An 18,310-nucleotide genomic window follows, 5' to 3' on the forward strand; every position below is an offset into this window, starting at 1 on the left:
ACCAAAATATATATGAATAAAAGATCAAGAGTAAAAAGTAGTTTATTAAATTTAAGAATTGTTTGGATTTGGCAACTTATATATATGGTTGTAAAATTTGTATCTAGAAGATTCTTTTCACAAGCAATGCCGGTTGAATATCTGGGCGTTGAATCGCTGTACACTAATTTAATAGGCATATTAGATATAGCTGAACTTGGTATTACAACAGCTGTGACCTCTGCATTATATATGCCCTTGGCGAAGGGGGATAATGAAGCAATTGGAAAAATCATGGCTACATTTGCAAGTTTTTATAGGGTAATAGCCGGGATTATTGTATGTATAGGTTTAATAATAACTCCATTTATAACATTGATATCTAGTGATTTAAAAGGCCTAGACTATATTCATATAACATTTTTATTGTATTTGCTAGCGTCAGTTCTTAGTTATATTTGGGGATACAAGTCAATACTATTGACTGCCGACCAAAGAAACTATGTGTATGTAAGAAATCATTACGTATGTATATTGTTTCAGAATGTCATACAAGTGCTAGTTTTGTTGAAATGGCATAGCTTTATGGGATATGTAATCGTTATGTTTATAGCGAGATTTATTGAGTATGGAAATATTTCAAGAATAACTAACAATATATATCCATTTTTAAAAGGAAGTAAGCAAAATAATACACAGATACGAAATAAGATACTAAATGATGTAAAACAAGTTGCAGTAGGTAAAATTGGTAATTCTATAATCCAATCCACAGACAGTATCATCATATCAAATGTATTAGGACTATATATAGGTGGATTATATAGTAACTATTGGTTAATAATATCATCCACGTTGGCAATAATAATACAGTTTCCTAATTCACTTACAGCATCTATCGGAAATATGGTAGCTGAGGGCAATGAGACCCAAATTAATAATATGTTCTGGATAATATTTCTGCTTAACACATCATTGTTTGCAGTTTCAAGTGTATTATTAGGAGTGCTTGTACAACCATTTATTGATTTGTGGCTGGGGGATAGTTTTAGACTTCAGTATATTGGAGTGGCTGCATATATTGTTGTGTTCTTTTTATCAGGAATTCGTTCACAACTGAATTCGTTTAAAACGGCTAGAGGATTATTTCAATATGAATCGATTAGATCTGTGCTGGAATGTGGGACAAATTTGCTAATATCTATAATACTAGCACATTATATTGGATTGGTAGGTGTTGCTCTAGGAACGATTATAAGTTCTTTTTGTATAGGTCTACCAATCGAGTTATACAATCTTTCTAAAGGATATAATATTAATATGAAAAAATATTTGTTTTATATTGCTTATTTAATAATTAGCATGCTCTTGATTTGGTTTGTGTGTTTACATATTCAAGGCAAAGTATTACTTGCGGGAATTGCTGAGTTGGCAGCAGGAAGTGTTAGCACAGTAGTAATATTTACCATAATCTGGGTCGTATTAATTTCATGGACTCCTATATTTAAGATGACCGCTAATTATGTAAGAAAAAGATTAAAATGACTTGAGGGTATAGAGGAGAAGATTTGAGATATTAAGAACATGGGAATAATAAATGGATAAAATGCAACGTATTAAATATAAAGGAATATATTTTATATTGATTATTGTATGTTTTCTGCCAATTATAGTAGATATTATTACTCAAAAGTATACGGTCGGATATATTGAAAAGACAATGCTAGAGACAGAGGTGGCAGATTTCAAGTATGCTACAAATATTGGAGAAATACTTGACGGAGATATAGTAGAACAGAGCTTTTATTGCAATTATTTAACTATAGATCAGATTCAGATATATACACAGGCATATGGCAGAGTTAATACTGGTAATATTATCATAGATTTAATAGACGAAGAAGATGAGACAATCATTCAAGAATGGCAGATAGATATGAAGAATGTGCCTGATAATGATTACTTAACGCTAATGCTGGATGAACCAACAAAGCTAGATCTGCTTAATAAGAATCTAAAGATTATAATCAAGACAGAAGGAGCATATCAGTATAATGCCATTACATTACTAGAAGTTATGAATCAGTACAAGGATGGAGATCTATATATTAATGGGAACAAGCAAAAAGGTGATATAGCATTTTCGGTTAAGGGTTTTGAAAAAAAAGAATGCTTTGAATATGTAAATATTTGGATTTCGTGTTTAGCATTTATATGTATGTGTTTTATTTTTAATGGTATTATGGTGAAAGTTGATGAAAATAATTGATTTTTTAAAAAGAAATAAAAGAATAATAATTGTAAATGTAGTATTTATATTTATGGCTATAATTCTTTTGCATATATATCCGGTTAAAGATTTTAGGGATTATTCAGTACCACGATATTCGACGGATGATGAAAGTGATTATTTTCTAATATATGGAGATAATTATATAATACAAAAGTTTTCCTGTTCTGTAGATAATGTAGATTGTATAGAGTTACCTTTTAATCAACTTAGTGAATCAGGAACGTTTTACGGAACTTTTACAGTGTCATTGATGGATAATGCAGGAAATACTGTAAAAAGTTGGACTAAAAATAGGAATGAATTGATAGACAATGTGTGGGTTTCATTTGAGTTGGAAGAGCCACTATATTCAAATATGGATTATTATTTGATAATTAGTGCACCAGATTTATCTGAAACAGATGCATTACGTCTTCATGGCGTGGAAAGCTTAGAGGGAATAGAAATAGATGTAGACATATCATATTTAAGTTGTTATTATAGCTATTATAACGGGTATAATGAAGGGGCTACATTCATTTCTCTGTCGCATGTTGTAACAAATTATTTCGCATATATAGCATGGGCTATTCTTTTTATAGCAATAAATGTATTCCTTATTATATGCAAGGGGGATATTACCAGATGTTCATGGCTTATCATGTTATCTCTAGGCCTTATAATGATGGTAATCATGTCCAATGGAAGTGGGCCAGATGAAAGATATCACTATTATTCTGCATATATGCTATCAAATGCAATGTTCGGAAAAGAGAACTTGGCGGTATATGAAGATAATAATGTATTTGATTATGACTTACATTACAACACAAATAATAACTTTTTAAAAGAAATAAAAGGATTAACCAATAAAACAGAAGCAACAGTAATGTGTGATATTGTGGGAACACCTGTGAATGATTTAAGGTGCCCTGTAGCATATTTGTTTCCTGCATTAGGATTTACAGTGGGAAGATTATTGGGCTTGTCTAATGTTCCATTATATTTATTGGCACGTTTCTTTAATTTGTTAGGATATGTTATAATTTGTCAGTTTGCATTAAGAATAATGCCGATAAAAAAAGATTTGGCCTTTCTAATCATGGCAAGCCCTATAGCTATGCAACAAGCCAGTCAATTATCTTATGACATGATAATAAACTCATTAGCATTTTTGTTTGTAGCTATAATAATAGACATTATAGTCACAAAAAGGGATGTAACAATAATAGATATAATTAAGCTGGGGATACTAGCATATTTATTTGGCCCAATCAAATGGGTGTATTTATGTCATTTGTTATTATTACTGGTCATCCCAGTTAATCAGTACGGAAAGATTGCTAGGGCGCTTGATGAGAAAATCTATGGTCTAAAAAAATATAAAAAAATCGCAGTATATTTACTGGGAGGGATACTGTTAATAGGTATAGCATTGTATGTAGTTCTTCATGTGGATGGTGAAGTGATTGTTCAAGAACATTATTATTTGTCAGATTTTCTAAAAAGGCCATTGGTATATTTGTACATCATTGTGAAATCTTTAATTACAAATCTGCCAGATTATATTAAAGGGGTGTTTGGTAACGATCTTGCAGGAATAAGTATTAAAATTCCAGAAATATATATATGGACATATATAATTGCCGTAGTCATCTGTATATATAGAAGTGAAGACGGGGATAAAAAGATAGGGAAAAAGGAGTCAAATATAATATTATTTGTTGCATGTGTAGAAGTGATTGCTACTTTTTTTGCAGGATTTCTGATGACACGTTTTGGCAACACGATACTTGAGGGGCTCCAGGGAAGATACTTTATACCATGTATACTTGTCCTTGTATATGGATTATATAATGGGAAAAAATATATGAAAATTAATAAAATAGTACCGTTTGCTTTGATGTTTATCACATATATAGGTGTTATTTCTTATACGATGAACCAGATATTTTATGAACTCCCATAGGAAAGTGAGACATTTTGATGAATAATGGAAAACTGATTATTATCCCTGCATACAATGAGGAAAATACTATTATAAATACGGTTAAAAGAGCTAATAATTTATCACCCGATTATGATGTTATTGTTATTAATGATGCATCTGTGGATCATACAAGAGAAATGTACGAGCAAAATAATATTCCACATCTCAATCTGTATTGGTAGAAATTAAAATATATGAAGCGGAATGATTATATGAAAGGAAGTAGCCTTTTTGCCATTTTAAGAATTAAAAAAATACGTATTATATTGAGTTTAGTATACATCAAGTAAAAATAATTAGTAAATAAATAGTATCATAGTGAAAGAGATTGTCGCTTCATAGAAAGACAAGCAAAATGAAAACTGAGGATGTAAATATTATGAAAAAAATATTAGTTATTATACCAGCATATAATGAAGCTGAAAATATAAAAAAAGTTGTTGATAAAATTGAGCATGAGTTTAAAGAACTGGATTATGTTGTAATAAACGATGGTTCAAGAGACTCCACGGCGCAAATATGTAAGGATAATAGCTATAATATTATTGATTTACCTGTAAATTTGGGGCTGGCCGGAGCTTTTCAAGCTGGTTTGCGCTATGCACTTTATAAAGGTTATGATTATGCAGTTCAGTTTGATGGAGATGGGCAACATAATGCAGAGTACATAATTCCTATGATGGAGAAAGCGGAATGCGACGGCTTAGATGTAGTGATTGGATCGCGTTTTCTTGAGAACAAGAAGGGAAAGAGCCTTAGGATGTTGGGTAATACGTTGATTTCTATTCTTATTTTCTTGACGACTGGGAAAAAAGTATTAGATTCTACCTCAGGGATGAGAATGTATGGAAAAAAAATGATTGATAAGCTTGCGTATAATATGAATTATGGTCCTGAGCCGGACACTATTGCATATTTGATTCGCTGTGGCGCAAAAGTAGGTGAATATCCGGTAACAATGAATGAACGAATAGCGGGTGAGAGCTACCTTAGCTTTACGAATGGAATTAAATATATGTTCCATATGGTAACATCTATTCTAATAGTTCAATGGTTTAGAAAGAGAGGATAGGAAATGTCTAGTATATTACGCGTGATAATATTGTTATTATCATTATTACTATTTATATTTGTATACAGAAAACTGAAAAAATCTCAATTATCATTAATGGATGCTTTATACTGGATTTTGTTTTCGTTTGCTGTTTTATTATTGGGGGTTTTTCCAGTAATAGGGGATAAACTAGCTAGTATTACAGGTGTTGCGTCTACAGCTAATTTTTTATTTTTGTCAATGATTTTCTTATTAATCATTCGAAGTTTTCTGCTTACTATCAAAGTTTCAATATTAGAACACAAGATTAGCAGTTTAGTACAAGAGATTGCAATTAGAGAGAGACAGTATTGTAAGATTGAAGATATTGAAGGGAATAGTGATGATATATAACAAATACACTGGTGCGGATTTGACTTTTGTAATTTGTGCATATAAAGAATGCCCGTATTTAGAAGAAAGTATATTAAGCCTTTTGAATCAGAGTGAACAGGCTAATATACTTATTTCTACGTCTACACCAAATGATTATATTAATGGATTAGCTGATAAATATGGCATCAATGTGTGCGTCAATCCTAAGGGGGGGCAAATTGCAGATTACAATTTTGCAATGAGCCAGGGAGAGACGCCTCTTATTATGTTAGCACATCAAGATGAAATTCTTCACAAAGACTTCGTGAAAGAGGTAATAACTCAAATTAATAAAAGCAAAGATCCAATAATCGTATTTACAGATTATATAGAGATGCACAATGATGTGGTTGATGACAAGCAGTCTAGTATGATAAAAATTAAAAAGCTTCTTCTTTTGCCAGCTCATTGTAAATGGTTAATGAGTACCCAATTTGGTAAGCGCTTGATACAGTGCTTAGGTAATCCAATTACACATCCATCTGTAGTATGTGTGAGAGATAAGATGCCAGAAGAAGTATTCAGAGAAGAATATAAAGCTGCAATGGACTGGGATTTGTGGGAACGTTTATCTAAAGTAAAAGGATCATTTGTATACGTAGATAAGATTTTATTGCATCATCGAATGAATGATGACAATCAAACAAGCGTATTGCTTAGAACCACAAATGATAGATATGAAAATGAGTATGACATTTTTAGTCGATTCTGGCCAAAGTGGATTGCTCGTCTCTTGATGAAATTTTATAGTAAAGCGTATGATAATTATTGATAATGGATTGTTCAAATAAGAGGGTATCACTGATAATACCTATTTATAACGGAACTGAATATATAGAGCGATTACATAAACAGATAATGAATCAAACCTATTCTAATATCGAAATTGTATTAGTAGATGACGGATCCAAAGATGATTCATACAATAAGCTGACAGAAGTTTTTTCAGAAGTGAAAGATATGATGTCGGTAAATGTAATTTATCAAGAGAATGCTGGCCAGGGAGCGGCAAGGAATGCCGGTCTTAAAGCAGCAACAGGAGAATATATTGTCTTTGTTGATCAGGATGATTATATTGAACCTGACTATATCGAGCAATTGGTAAATGCAAATTCGAAAGATGAGTTTGATATTGTGCTATCTGGCTATAAAAGAGTTGATGAGAATCAAAAAGTATTGCTATACGTCTCATTAAAAGATTATGAATGGTGTAAGTTTATGAATATTACGCCATGGGGAAAGCTTTACAAACGTTCATTTATTGAAAATAATAATATAGAGTTTTTACCGGTTCCTCTTGGCGAGGATATTTATTTCAACATTAATTGCTATTTGCATACAGACAATATCAAGTGTATAGAGTATGTGGGGTACAGTTGGTTAGATAATCAATCATCTGTTTCTAATACCATGTATCAACAGGTTAATGAAAAGGTTAATCTAAAACTTTTGTATGAACGTATGGATCAAATTGATACTGAATATAACTGGCGCTTAAATCAATACTATCAGTATTTCTTTTTAAAGACAGTTTTATTTCATGTTTTAACAGCTACAAAGGCTACAGAATACTCAAAACTAGTCGCCTATAAAGATGAGATGTTCAATTGGATGAATAATAAGATGCTTATGGTTGAAAAGAACAAGTTGGTGGGATTATTTAATCCAAAAGGAGAAAGAGCATCAATTAGATTTGTAGTATGCGTATATATGATTTTAAGAAAAATGAATCTAGAGAATAGATTCTTAAGAATGCTTTGTAAAAAGGTATAAAAAATGATGGATAACATAAATAAAGAATTAGTTACAGTTATTACACCAACATACAATAAATTTGATGACATTGAAACAACTATTAAATCTGTTCTTATGCAAGATTATGAAATAATAGAGTATATCATTACAGATGATGGCTCGAGAGATTTACCAGAGGACAGAATAAGGGAATGTATAGCGCAAAATAAGAATGACAATTTAATCAGATTTACTATAGTAAAAAATGAAGAAAATGTAGGAACAGTTAAAAATTTAAACAATGCTATTAAATCATCAACGGGAAAAATAATAATGTTACTAGCTGGTGATGATATATTTTTTGATAATAGTGTGATATCAAAAATAGTAGATAGATTTGAAACAACTGATAGTAAGGTCATTGTTGCTAGCAGATATTGTATAGATGAGGAAGAAAAATTTGTAGGTTATTTACCGCATAGAAATGATAGAAGAATAATTGAATCATGGAATCGCCAACAGCAGCATAATCAATTTGTCATGAGTACATATCGAAATATGGCATCTGGAAGTATTATGTATTTTAAGCGAGAAATATTTGATGAGATTGGATTATTCGATGAAAGATATCGTTTGTGGGAAGATGGTCCATTTATATACAAATATACAAAGAAATATCCTTTGTATATGGCATATGATATAGTTGCAATAAAATATAGAATGACAGGTAATTCTACTAAGGGGCATCCATTATTACTGCATGATGGGAAAATTTTTACGGAATTCGAATTAGTTGAAGATAAGACTAATAAAAAATGGTTGGTAAGGGAAGCGGTAAAGTGCGAGTTATACTTATTGAACCATAAAAGCATTTTTGCAATTATTCGATATCCGATAATCAGTATTATATATTTAATAAATGTCATAAAAGAGAATTATAATAGTTTAATTAAAAATTGAGGAATTAATATGAAAATACCATTTGTAAGTTTTAAACCAATGGAAAAGGAATTAGATAAGGAATTAAGAGCTGCTTTTGAGAGAGTATATACCAGAAGCTGGTATATTGAAGGTTGCGAAGATGAAGCATTCGAAAAGGCATTTGCTGAGTTTTGTGGGGTGGATTATTGCGTAGGAACAGGTAATGGTTTAGATGCTTTAATGCTGCCTTTAAAGGCTTTAGGTGTTGGTGAAGGGTAAGCGCTTAGTATTCCACCGTCGTGACTGACAGCGGCACTTTTGAAATAATAATAACAACTAAACATATGGAGCATTTCACTCCAATTACTATTCGTTATAGTTCGTTCATATGGAGCGTTTTACTCCATATCGAATAGGATATTCAAAGTGGAGTGTTTCACTACACATGGAGGTTGTTATTATGCGAAGCAAATTTACTAAGCAACAAAAGTTTGACATGGTAATGGAATGTCGCAACAGCGGCTTATCCGATTACATGTGGTGCAAGAAGCACGATATCCAAAGCAGCACCTTTTATAGCTGGGTAAAACAGTTGAAAAGAGATGGAGCTAATGTTCCAGAAAGAACATATACCGAAGATTACCATCTTGATTCAAAACCAGATATCGTGAAACTTGAAATTGTCGATGAACTTCCTGCTGAAAAACCACAAGTGGTTCAGCAGCTTCCATCAAACAATTGTGCCATCGAAATAACTATAGGACAGGCATCGATAAAAGTTTTCAATGATGTTAATCCAAAGTTATTATCTCAGGTTATGACCTGCCTGGGAGGTTGCGTATGATTGGTGATATCTCCATGGCAGATAACATATATATCATCTGTGGTTACACAGATATGCGCAAGTCCATAGATGGACTGTGTGCCGTTATAAAAGATCTGCTCGAACTCGATGCAGAAAATACCACATCGCTTTACCTCTTCTGCGGTAAGCGCAATGACAGGATAAAAGCACTGTATCATGAAAAAGATGGTTTTGTGCTTTTATATAAAAGGCTCGATTACAAGCTTGGTAAATACAAATGGCCACGTAATAAAAACGAGGTCAAAACCATTACCTGGCGACAGTTTGACTGGCTAATGTCAGGGCTGGATATCGAGCAACCAAAGGCAATAAAAAGTGCCTAAAAGCCTTGATTTTACTGGGTTTTTACCCCTAAATCTGGTATAATAAATGTATCAGAAAAAGGAGTTTTAACAGGTAAATGTCAGGTGCAAATGATATCCAACTCAGGGATCTGAGGGATACGATTATACAACTGAATAATACAATCAACACTCAGACATCGCTTATTATGTCGCTTCAAAAGTCTATCGATGAGCGTAATGCCAGGATTGATGAAAAGGACCAGGTCATAGCAAATCTTCAGGCGCAGCTTGATTATCTTAAGAATAAGCTGTTTGGTTCTACCAGTGAGATTCGTAAAAACGATATTCCTGGTCAGCTCAGCCTCTTTGATGCAGCTGATGCAGATGATAAGCCTGCCATTCCAGTTGAGCCTGAGATTATCGAGGTTAAAGCTCACACTCGTGAACGTAAGCCAAAGGCTACCTATGATGAAATCTTTGAGAACATCACTATGCGAGAGGATGTTCCTCATGGCTGATGAAACTCCTATCCAGGTTTTAAAAGAACCTAAACGAAGACCACAGTCGAAATCCTATGTATGGGTATTTCGAACTGGCGAAGACCGAGGAGTTCCAATAATCCTTTTCAACTATGCACCAACAAGAAAAGGTGCCAATGCGGCAGACTTCTTGAAGGATGCACCCGAAGGATATTTCCTTATGACTGATGGCTACAAAGGATACAATAAAGTACCTGACGCCAATCGATGTGCCTGCTGGGCACACATCAGAAGGTATTGGCTGAGAGCCATTCCTAAAGGTCATGAAACGGATTACACTCATCCAGCGGTACAAGGACTTCTATACTGCGATAAGCTGTTTAGTTATGAAAGAACCTATAAAGAGAAGGGACTTTCAGTTAAACAGATTTATAAGCGTCGTCTCAAGGATCAAGAGCCTGTGATAGATGCTTTCTTGGCGTGGCTTGATGGACTTACACCTAAGACTGGCGATAGTATAATCAAAGCGATTAACTATACCAACGGATGCCGACCATACCTGAAGAACTATCTTAAGGATGGAGCTTGTAGCCTTAGCAATAATCTAAGTGAAAATGCAATTCGTCCTGTTGTTATGGGCAGGAAGAATTGGTTATTTAGTGATAGTCAGGATGGTGCTACTGCAAGCATGATAATTTACTCAATGATTGAAACCGCAAAGGCTAACGACATAGATCCTGAAAAATATCTCGAGTATCTTCTCGAGAGTCGTCCGAGTGCTGGTTCGTCAGACGAGGAACTAGAGCAGTTAGCTCCATGGAGCAAGGCTACTCGAGAAGCATGCGCTATATAAAATGGAGTAAAATGCTCTATATGTTGAATGTCTGGCATCCGAAAGGATGCCTTTATTCGTACCCTACGGGGTAATACTAAGCGCTTACGAATATTGAAATAGTTTTACAGAATGAATATATATTGGGAATAATGAGATAAGATGTCGGCATTGCATTAAATGAATATTCAGTAATTATGTAAGTATTGAGGCCCAACACACAATCATAATGTGGCATATATTTGTAGCAGAAGCCTAGTTATTTTTTGAAATAGATATAAATGATGTCAATGTATGAGTTATTGAATAATCCTGTAGGATATAATGAACAGTAGGTGCAGATTAGTAATTTGGTAGATGAATTATTTAGAGTATCATATATTATTATGGGGCGAGGTGAAGCATGTCATTTCGTTGATATAGATATCGATACCTCGCAATTATTGAGCCTACTAAAAAAGCTATAAAAGTGGTTGGTTAGAAGTAGGGAAAATATTAGAAAATGAAGCCTAATAAAGAAATGTTTAAAGATAAAAATATTAGAAGAGGAAGACTTATAGCTATAAATATATTTGTTATAGTATTCATGTTATTATTATGCTATGTGTTACCTATTAATAGTATTAATGAATATTATGCTGAAAAATATGAAAGTGAAGAAGACTATCAATATTTTATATATGGCAGTAATTATGTTATGCAAAGTTTTGAACTTAATACTAGTGGGGTCAATAATATAGAGATACCTGTAACATATAAAAATGATTATGGTTTTTTTTCTATTAAATTATTAGATAACACAGGAAATATAGTAGAAGAGTTTATTATAAATAAGGCTGACTATGCCGACGAGGATGAATGGATTGATTGCAAACTTGAAAGTGCTTTGAATCCCAAAACAGAGTATACTATTTTAATTGAAGCACCGGAACTTAATGAAAGAACAGCTGTAAGCATTCGAGGCAAGGAAAGCTTGGCAGGCTTAGAAAGCAATAAGGATTTTGTATATATAAAGTGCTTTATATCGGAGATAAATGGTTATAATGAGGGATGTATATACCTTGCTTTATCAAAGGAATATGTGAATTTTTTCGCAATTCTATCATTTGTTATTTTGATAGTAGCATTAAATATTGCAATTTTATTGAAGGAGGAAGTTTCTGGAAATAAAGCATTTGTTTTGATTATGTTATATGGGATTATCATGTTATCGATAATGTCTCCGGGAAGTGGGGCTGATGAAAGGTTTCATTATAACTGCACCGCCAGATTGGCGAATGTTTTGCTGGGAAATGAGAATGTGACGTTTATAGACGAAGCCTTATCTTTTGATTATGACATGCATTATAATACCAATTCGAATTTTTTAAGTGTTATCAATGGACTTGGAAAGAAAACGATAGGTGATAATAACACAAAAAAGACCTTAGATGCAGTTAATACGCAACCTGTTGCTGTTTATTATATACCACAGGCGATTGGGTTTTCTATAGGAGTGATTTTTAAATTAAACGGAGTTACATGTTATATGTTGGCCAGATTGTTTAATCTGATTGTATATTCAATTATGATGGCCATGGCGCTAAAAATTATTCCTATTAATAAAGATTTGATGCTGGTGTTTGCACTTAATCCAATGGCATTACATCAAGCTTCGCAGTTATCTTATGATGGAGTTATACTAAGTAGCATGGCAATTTATATGGCGTACGTTATTAGATTAATCTATAACGAACACTATATTACGGGTAAGGACGTGGTGTGCTTATCGGTATTGTTATCAATAGCAGGATTACAAAAACCAGTGTATTATGTTTTCTTCGCGTTCATGGTTCTTGTTCCAAGTAAGAATTATAAGACTATGCAAGACAAAGTATTGAAATTGGGATTATGTGTGATGCTATTATTGAGTTGTGCTATAGGATATGCTCTATTTTTGGATTATTCAATTGTAAATCAAATAACGCAAAATTCAGTACAGATGGGATCTGGAGTATTATGGGAGAAAGGTATAGGTGCTAGTGGAAGTGATTACTATAGTGTGAGTGGATTTTTTAATGAACCTATAGGATATATTACGATTATTATTCGAACTATCCTTTTAAAAGGACCACAATTACTTAAGGAATCAGTTGGAGCACGACTTGCAGGATTGAGTGTTGAAATAAGTGAATATGTAACTATGACATATTTTGCGGTTTTATTATTAAGTTCAAATATAGGTAAATCTAAAAAAGAAGTGTTCAATAGAAAAACAAAAATATATATGATGCTCATAGTTTTTATTGAAATTGTGGCAATTACGGCATCAGGCTTTTTGATGACGTACGATGGAATGGAAGTATTGCAAGGTCTCCAGGGTCGTTATTATACAGCATGTTTATTACCGACATTTATTGTAATAGGGGATTTAGGAATAATAAAAAAAACGAATAGACGTGGACTTCACATAATGATTTCACTGCTATATATTGTAGTTATTCATGATGTGATGAGTAAGATTATATAGTTGAATAGTACTGGTGATGTTATGATTAATCTTATAATATATGACACAATTTTAATAATACTTTTTGTTATATATGGATGTATTGCTAAAAAAATAAATATAAATAATAAATTATGGACAATTATATATGTGGTTTGTTCTGTTTTACTATTAGTACCAATAGGATGTGATGTTCTTTTAAAGAACTATCCAATATTTTATTATGATGAGTTGATGATTAAAACGAGTAAAAATGATGATTATACTATTTCACAAGAGCTGTTGAAAGGGGTATGTATTGAACAGACATTTTATTGCCGTTATATAGCTATTGAAAGTATCAATATAAATACTTTTGCATATGGGAGGAAAAATGAAGGTGAATTAGTAGTTGATTTAATTGAGGATGATAGTGGAACTACTATATATAAATGGGTAGTGGATTTACATGATATTTTAGATGATGATTATCTCAGTCTCAAGATAGATAACGGAGAAATTATTAATACACAGGATAAATATCTCACTTTAAAGATTTATGCGATACCAAAGGTTGAATATCGTTCGATATCATTAGGGGTTGTGGATAATCAATATGAATATGGTACTTACATTTGCAATGGCGAGGAGCAAGATAATGATTTGTTATTTTACGTTAATGGGTATAGTTCATCGAGAAATTTAGAGAGTGAGCGAATAGAAATCACGATTATTAATATACTTGCTCTATACTATATGTATAGGAAGAAGACTAAAGGAGACTTTGATTTCGATGCATAATAAAATTTCAATAATTATTCCTGTTTATAATAAGGGAAAATATATAGAAAGATGTATTAAGAGTGTAGAGAACCAAAAATATAATAATGTTGAAATTATATTAGTTGATGATGGATCAACTGATAACTCTGGGCAGTTGTGTGATTTACATGCAAAATTGAATGGTAATATAAAGGTGATTCATCAAGAGAATCGTGGCGTTTCAGAAGCTCGGAATAATGGTATAAAGTTCGCAACGGGTGATTATATCATGTTCGCAGATGCTGATGATTATTTGGATCCAAACATGGTAGAAGTGCTTTATAAAACGGTGACAAATAATCAAGCTGAATTAGCTATCTGTGGCTACAGAATGTTAACAAATGGAACAGTAAAAGAGGTTAAAGAAAATAATGGCGTATATACTTTAAAAGAATTTATTAAGTTGATAGTGAAATGGAAAGCTAATCCATTGATCGGTTCGCCTTGTAATAAAATAATAAGGAGAGAACTAATAACAGATTATAATATAAAGTTTTATAAAGATGTAATATATGCTGAGGACTTCGATTTTATTCTAAGAGTACTTTTACATATTAAAAAAGTGGCGGTGACTAATGAGTGTCTATATAGTTATGATTTAGATGTACCAAATTCATTGACAAAAATAAATACTTTGAATGCAAATGAGTTATGGATAAATCAACGTAGAATTATAGAGGATTGTGAAAATTTGCAAACAGTAGCGGCTATAGAAGATGAGCTTCCAGGTCAACTATTTGCAGAAGCAATAGCACTAAATTTTTCGAGAAGAGTATTTATAGGTGATAAAAATGATTACAAATTGTGGATAAATGAGTTAACAGAAAAAGAGCAGTACAGTAAATATCTAAGAATTACGAAAAGAATATATAATAATAATTTGGAGAATGTCACTTATAAGGTTTTGCGATTGGCAATAATGATGAAGATAGATACTATATTATTCTACATTGGAAGACCAATAGTGAGAAAATATTATAAATATGTGTTAGGAGATAAAAATGAAAATAGCAATATTAGCGGCGGGAACGAGTAAATATTTCCCTTTGTTTATTGACAAACCAAAATGTTTGTATCATTTAAATGGAATGATTCAATTGGAACGAGTAATCGAAGATGCAAAGACGATAGTTGACGAAAAGGATATAATCATTGTTGCGGGGTATAAGGCTAAATATATTGAACGTTTTTTAGAAAAGTATCCTGATGTAAAACTGAAAATCAATGAAAAGTATGCAGAGGCAGCAATTCATTCTTTCAGAAAAGCCATCGAGGGAGAAGATGACGATTTTATATTTATGTTCGGCGATGAAAGTATTAGTAGGACTAATTTAAGGAGAATAGCTGAATCAAAAAGAAAGATAGCTGTTTTAAACACGGATAAGTATTGGTATTATTCCTTAGGAATTATGAAAATGCGAAGAGATCAGATAAATATTATTAATGATGAAAAATACCTTTCGCTAGAGTATATCAAAGATATTTTTGAATTTGTAAACAGAAAAAAATATGATTATACGTTTGATATTAATTCAGGTATATGCATCGGATATACAATGATAGATTTTATATTGCGTGTTGGTAATATAAAGAAGATTGAGGATCCACAAAAATTCTATATTGGTACGGATATTGATTTTTTATTTTATGATGTAAATGCCGAGTATATACCAGATTTAGATACAATAGAGGATACAGATGAGTATAAAAACAGTTTTATGCTAAGAGTCTACACGAAATGTATTTCTGAGGTATTAAAACTGCCACGTAGAATATATCAGAGAGAAAAAAGAAAATGGATGCGTTTATTTCAGTGATTGTTCCGGTATACAATGTAGAAAAATATATTTCAGATTGTATAGATAGTTTAATAAATCAAAGTTACAAAAATTTAGAAATAATAATTGTTGACGATGGTTCGACAGATTCTTCAGGTCAGATTTGTGAGAAAATGGCTTTGTTAGATGAAAGGATTAATGTTTATCATAAAAAAAATGGAGGTTTGTCAGACGCGAGAAATTATGGAATGCAGAAGGCAACAGGTGAATTTTTAGCGTTTATTGATAGCGATGATATTGTTGATAGGAGTTTCTTTTTCGATTTAATGACACTTCAGGTTGAGAATAATGCGGATATTGTATCATCTGCATTAATTGAGTTCTCAACGAAGGAAGAGATACCCATTTTTGAAAATGCAAAGGGAAATGTAGTTGTATTAAATGCAGATGAAATTCTTAAAGAGTATTTTATACCTAAGACTGCCCGATTATATCACGGATTATGTATGAAAATTTACAAGAAGAAATTATTCAATGGTCTGCTATTTGAAAAAGGTAAACTACATGAAGATTTATACATAACGTACAAACTCCTTGATAGATGTCAGAAATTAGTATATTTGGATAAGCCACTATATTATTATCGAAGGAATAACACAAGTATATGTAATACATATGGAGTGAAAAACTTTAGAGATGAGTGTAACGCATTATTTGGAATCAGAGATTATTTTAGTAATAAATATGAAAGTGATGTTAGGACATTTATTGTTAATCAGTTGTTTTTTGCAATATATAATCATCGTTATATTTTAAGAGAAACAGAAGTATATGATTTGCTTTTTACAGTATTAAAGTGGCTGTTAAAGAATTTAAAACTCAGTAATAGTATAAATATACTAAAAAAAATATGCATGTATAATATTACAATATTATTTTATAGCTATTTGTTAATTAGGAGGAAATCTATAATTAATGAATAAATATTTTAAAAACTATATTTTGAGCACAGCAAATACGTTTGTGGCGTTATTGTTTCCAATAGTTACTTTCCCGTATATATCAAGAATATTAGGTGCTTCAAATATAGGCATTATAAATACTGCACAATCATATGGATATTATTTTATTCATATAGCAAATTTTGGGATTAATTCATATGCAATACGCGAGGTTTCAAAGGTTCGTGATAATGCTGAACAAACAGGTACAGTCTGTGGAGAAATATTTAATCTAAATTTTTTCTTTTCATTGATTGGTTTCATATTATACTACTTAGGAGTAGTAATGAATCAATCGTATAAAGAGCATTTTTGGGCTTTTTTTATTTATTCTTTTGTTATTTTGACCAACTTTTTAACGTTAGATTGGTTATTGCAGTCATTTGATGATTATTTCTTTTCAACTATAAGGAATATAGCAGTTAGATTATTATCACTTGCAGCAGTATTTGTTTTTGTAAAGAAACCCGAACATTATATTATATATCTAATAATATCTTGCGTTTCAGAGATGGGGACAAGAATATCAACATTATTATATAGCAGAAAGACATATGTAAATTTAAAACTTTCAATTAAATTGCTAAGGTTTTCATCTCATATAAAAACTATGTTTACCTTGTTTGTGTATAGATTGGTGAACGGGATAACAGCGAATCTTGATAAATTAATGATAGGCCAACTGATGGCATACAAAGATGTTGGAGTATATACATGCGGAATAACAATTATTACTATGTTACAGTCTATTGTTGAAACTGCCGGGATTGTTTTGTTCCCCAAAATTAATAGATCAGCTTTTACTTCTAAAAAAGACTATGAAAACAATTTAAAGATAAATTACGACTTAATATTGATAGTAGCAATTCCTATGACAGTAGGAATATTTCTGACATCTAGGCGCATAATACAATTATTTGGTGGAAATGAATTCTTGGAGGCAGTGAATGTATCTAGAATAATGTGCTTTGGAATTATTGCAGGTGCGGTTGGGGATTTATTAGGATCAAAAATTTTATTAGTGAATAATAGAGAGCAAAGTTTACTCAATACGTCAATGATATCTGCTGCATCGAATATAATATTAAACTATATATTAATTAACAAATATGGAATAGAAGGAGCAGCATTAGCTTCAATAGCAAGTTACTTGATAACAGATTGTTTTAGATACTATTATGCAAGAAAAATAGTGAAAATAAGATTGCTTTCAAAGAATCTCTTAAAGTATTTAATATTGTCAATCCCATTTGTATTAATTTATTTACCATATAAAGAGAGAATAGATGGGAATACGGTAGATATGTTTGTATTTGTGATTGTGTGCATTACAATATATGTGATTGAATTATTAATATCGCAAGACTATTTATTAAAAAATATTATTAAAATAATAATTAAAAAGGAAAAATAAATAC

20 protein-coding genes are annotated in these 18,310 nt (G+C 31.7%); all 20 read left to right on the forward strand.

Annotation, left to right across the window (positions count from 1 at the left end; genetic code table 11):
• Positions 1-12 precede the first annotated feature (12 nt).
• The gene (locus T375_RS03705; protein ID WP_044935202.1) at positions 13-1,524 is read left to right on the forward strand and encodes a lipopolysaccharide biosynthesis protein; all 1,512 of its coding nucleotides are present in this window, start codon (positions 13-15) and stop codon (positions 1,522-1,524) included.
• A gap of 61 nt (positions 1,525-1,585) precedes the next feature.
• Positions 1,586-2,248 (forward strand): hypothetical protein, encoded by a 663-nt coding sequence (locus tag T375_RS03710; RefSeq protein ID WP_155952422.1) that lies wholly within the window; start codon positions 1,586-1,588, stop codon positions 2,246-2,248.
• Positions 2,235-4,220: a DUF2142 domain-containing protein gene (locus T375_RS03715; RefSeq protein ID WP_044935208.1), complete on the forward strand. Its 1,986-nt coding sequence runs from the start codon at positions 2,235-2,237 to the stop codon at positions 4,218-4,220. The genes T375_RS03710 and T375_RS03715 overlap by 14 nt, the downstream gene beginning before the upstream one ends.
• A 17-nt stretch (positions 4,221-4,237) precedes the next feature.
• On the forward strand, positions 4,238-4,423 hold the full coding sequence (locus tag T375_RS03720) for a glycosyltransferase (RefSeq protein ID WP_044935211.1): 186 nt from the start codon (positions 4,238-4,240) through the stop codon (positions 4,421-4,423).
• 197 nt (positions 4,424-4,620) lie between these two features.
• Positions 4,621-5,313 (forward strand): glycosyltransferase family 2 protein, encoded by a 693-nt coding sequence (locus tag T375_RS03725; RefSeq protein WP_044936112.1) that lies wholly within the window; start codon positions 4,621-4,623, stop codon positions 5,311-5,313.
• Between the two features lie 3 nt (positions 5,314-5,316).
• Positions 5,317-5,688, forward strand: coding sequence for a DUF2304 domain-containing protein (locus T375_RS03730; protein ID WP_044935214.1), 372 nt, complete (start codon positions 5,317-5,319; stop codon positions 5,686-5,688).
• The gene (locus T375_RS03735) at positions 5,678-6,481 is read left to right on the forward strand and encodes a glycosyltransferase (RefSeq protein ID WP_049960277.1); all 804 of its coding nucleotides are present in this window, start codon (positions 5,678-5,680) and stop codon (positions 6,479-6,481) included. The genes T375_RS03730 and T375_RS03735 overlap by 11 nt, the downstream gene beginning before the upstream one ends.
• Before the next feature lie 2 nt (positions 6,482-6,483).
• Entirely contained in the window at positions 6,484-7,482 is a 999-nt protein-coding gene (locus tag T375_RS03740; RefSeq protein WP_081821962.1) for a glycosyltransferase family 2 protein, read from the forward strand.
• Positions 7,483-7,485: 3 nt separating this feature from the next.
• A complete protein-coding gene (locus T375_RS03745; RefSeq protein WP_044935220.1) occupies positions 7,486-8,403 on the forward strand; it encodes a glycosyltransferase in 918 nt (305 codons plus the stop codon).
• Positions 8,404-8,412: 9 nt separating this feature from the next.
• Entirely contained in the window at positions 8,413-8,643 is a 231-nt protein-coding gene (locus tag T375_RS03750) for a DegT/DnrJ/EryC1/StrS family aminotransferase (protein WP_044935223.1), read from the forward strand.
• 181 nt (positions 8,644-8,824) lie between these two features.
• Positions 8,825-9,208, forward strand: coding sequence for an IS66 family insertion sequence element accessory protein TnpA (gene tnpA, locus T375_RS03755; RefSeq protein ID WP_242839260.1), 384 nt, complete (start codon positions 8,825-8,827; stop codon positions 9,206-9,208).
• Positions 9,205-9,552, forward strand: a complete 348-nt coding sequence (gene tnpB / locus T375_RS03760; protein WP_015550389.1) for an IS66 family insertion sequence element accessory protein TnpB — start codon at positions 9,205-9,207, stop codon at positions 9,550-9,552. Before tnpA ends, tnpB begins: the two co-directional genes overlap by 4 nt.
• Positions 9,553-9,629: 77 nt before the next feature.
• Positions 9,630-10,031, forward strand: a complete 402-nt coding sequence (locus T375_RS13770) for an IS66 family transposase (protein ID WP_044935229.1) — start codon at positions 9,630-9,632, stop codon at positions 10,029-10,031.
• A complete protein-coding gene (tnpC, locus tag T375_RS03770) occupies positions 9,955-10,845 on the forward strand; it encodes an IS66 family transposase (RefSeq protein WP_242839261.1) in 891 nt (296 codons plus the stop codon). Before T375_RS13770 ends, tnpC begins: the two co-directional genes overlap by 77 nt.
• Positions 10,846-11,326: 481 nt before the next feature.
• Positions 11,327-13,333, forward strand: a complete 2,007-nt coding sequence (locus T375_RS03775; RefSeq protein WP_044935231.1) for a DUF2142 domain-containing protein — start codon at positions 11,327-11,329, stop codon at positions 13,331-13,333.
• A 21-nt stretch (positions 13,334-13,354) separates the two neighbouring features.
• Positions 13,355-14,092: a hypothetical protein gene (locus T375_RS03780; RefSeq protein WP_044935234.1), complete on the forward strand. Its 738-nt coding sequence runs from the start codon at positions 13,355-13,357 to the stop codon at positions 14,090-14,092.
• Positions 14,085-15,149, forward strand: a complete 1,065-nt coding sequence (locus tag T375_RS13110) for a glycosyltransferase family 2 protein (protein WP_049960278.1) — start codon at positions 14,085-14,087, stop codon at positions 15,147-15,149. The genes T375_RS03780 and T375_RS13110 overlap by 8 nt, the downstream gene beginning before the upstream one ends.
• Positions 15,115-15,930: an NTP transferase domain-containing protein gene (locus tag T375_RS03790; protein WP_044935236.1), complete on the forward strand. Its 816-nt coding sequence runs from the start codon at positions 15,115-15,117 to the stop codon at positions 15,928-15,930. The genes T375_RS13110 and T375_RS03790 overlap by 35 nt, the downstream gene beginning before the upstream one ends.
• Positions 15,909-16,874, forward strand: a complete 966-nt coding sequence (locus T375_RS13115; RefSeq protein WP_049960279.1) for a glycosyltransferase — start codon at positions 15,909-15,911, stop codon at positions 16,872-16,874. Before T375_RS03790 ends, T375_RS13115 begins: the two co-directional genes overlap by 22 nt.
• Positions 16,867-18,306, forward strand: coding sequence for a flippase (locus tag T375_RS03800; protein WP_044935238.1), 1,440 nt, complete (start codon positions 16,867-16,869; stop codon positions 18,304-18,306). Before T375_RS13115 ends, T375_RS03800 begins: the two co-directional genes overlap by 8 nt.
• Positions 18,307-18,310: the final 4 nt, after the last annotated feature.

Origin of the sequence: Pseudobutyrivibrio sp. LB2011 (genome assembly GCF_000701765.1) — a bacterium.
Lineage (GTDB): Bacteria > Bacillota > Clostridia > Lachnospirales > Lachnospiraceae > Pseudobutyrivibrio > Pseudobutyrivibrio ruminis.

Excerpts from the sequence above, each read along its gene's own strand:
- T375_RS03715 (WP_044935208.1), top strand. The coding sequence starts at position 2,235 with ATGAAAATAATTGATTTTTTAAAAAGAAATAAAAGAATAATAATTGTA.
- T375_RS03720 (WP_044935211.1), top strand. The coding sequence starts at position 4,238 with ATGAATAATGGAAAACTGATTATTATCCCTGCATACAATGAGGAAAAT.
- T375_RS03735 (WP_049960277.1), top strand. The coding sequence starts at position 5,678 with ATGATATATAACAAATACACTGGTGCGGATTTGACTTTTGTAATTTGT.
- tnpB (WP_015550389.1), top strand. The coding sequence starts at position 9,205 with ATGATTGGTGATATCTCCATGGCAGATAACATATATATCATCTGTGGT.
- T375_RS13770 (WP_044935229.1), top strand. The coding sequence starts at position 9,630 with ATGTCAGGTGCAAATGATATCCAACTCAGGGATCTGAGGGATACGATT.
- T375_RS03745 (WP_044935220.1), top strand. The coding sequence starts at position 7,486 with ATGATGGATAACATAAATAAAGAATTAGTTACAGTTATTACACCAACA.
- T375_RS03740 (WP_081821962.1), top strand. The coding sequence starts at position 6,484 with ATGGATTGTTCAAATAAGAGGGTATCACTGATAATACCTATTTATAAC.
- T375_RS03790 (WP_044935236.1), top strand. The coding sequence starts at position 15,115 with ATGAAAATAGCAATATTAGCGGCGGGAACGAGTAAATATTTCCCTTTG.
- T375_RS03780 (WP_044935234.1), top strand. The coding sequence starts at position 13,355 with ATGATTAATCTTATAATATATGACACAATTTTAATAATACTTTTTGTT.
- T375_RS03775 (WP_044935231.1), top strand. The coding sequence starts at position 11,327 with ATGAAGCCTAATAAAGAAATGTTTAAAGATAAAAATATTAGAAGAGGA.
- T375_RS13110 (WP_049960278.1), top strand. The coding sequence starts at position 14,085 with ATGCATAATAAAATTTCAATAATTATTCCTGTTTATAATAAGGGAAAA.
- tnpA (WP_242839260.1), top strand. The coding sequence starts at position 8,825 with ATGCGAAGCAAATTTACTAAGCAACAAAAGTTTGACATGGTAATGGAA.
- T375_RS03800 (WP_044935238.1), top strand. The coding sequence starts at position 16,867 with ATGAATAAATATTTTAAAAACTATATTTTGAGCACAGCAAATACGTTT.
- T375_RS03710 (WP_155952422.1), top strand. The coding sequence starts at position 1,586 with ATGCAACGTATTAAATATAAAGGAATATATTTTATATTGATTATTGTA.
- T375_RS03730 (WP_044935214.1), top strand. The coding sequence starts at position 5,317 with ATGTCTAGTATATTACGCGTGATAATATTGTTATTATCATTATTACTA.
- T375_RS03705 (WP_044935202.1), top strand. The coding sequence starts at position 13 with ATGAATAAAAGATCAAGAGTAAAAAGTAGTTTATTAAATTTAAGAATT.
- T375_RS13115 (WP_049960279.1), top strand. The coding sequence starts at position 15,909 with ATGGATGCGTTTATTTCAGTGATTGTTCCGGTATACAATGTAGAAAAA.
- T375_RS03725 (WP_044936112.1), top strand. The coding sequence starts at position 4,621 with ATGAAAAAAATATTAGTTATTATACCAGCATATAATGAAGCTGAAAAT.
- T375_RS03750 (WP_044935223.1), top strand. The coding sequence starts at position 8,413 with ATGAAAATACCATTTGTAAGTTTTAAACCAATGGAAAAGGAATTAGAT.